Annotated in this window: 1 protein-coding gene; it reads right to left on the bottom strand. The window is 62.1% G+C overall.

The features are described from left to right. The coding region (locus Phpb_RS26740) for a VasL domain-containing protein (protein WP_276204266.1) at positions 1 to 319 on the bottom strand (319 nt) is incomplete at both ends.

The following is a 319-nucleotide window of genomic DNA, read 5'->3' as shown; positions in this document are numbered from 1 at the left end:
GCGCGGTCAGCCCGGCGGCTTTCTGCAACGCGTAATACTGGCTGAGCAGGGCGTTAAACCGGTCGTCGGTCTTTTTTATCAGCGCCGGGGAGACGGGCTGTCCCTGTTCGACGGCGGCGGAAAGCTGGCGCAGCAGCTCTTCCAGCGGGATATCCCGGTTGTGGCTGTGCTGGATTTGGTAAATCGCCGTTTTCAGGTAAGAGAGGGTGAAACTGCCCCGGTTGCGCTCCTGTGCCAGGATATGGTCCGCCAGTAACTGGAGCTGATGCCGGGTCTCCCACCAGTTGCCGGAGACCGGCGCGTTTTCCCGCCGGATGGT

The organism is Photorhabdus namnaonensis (assembly GCF_001684335.1).
Classification (GTDB): Bacteria; Pseudomonadota; Gammaproteobacteria; order Enterobacterales; family Enterobacteriaceae; genus Photorhabdus; species Photorhabdus namnaonensis.
The sequence above is the reverse complement of the archived record's forward strand: the minus strand, read 5'-3'. Positions and strand labels throughout refer to the sequence as shown.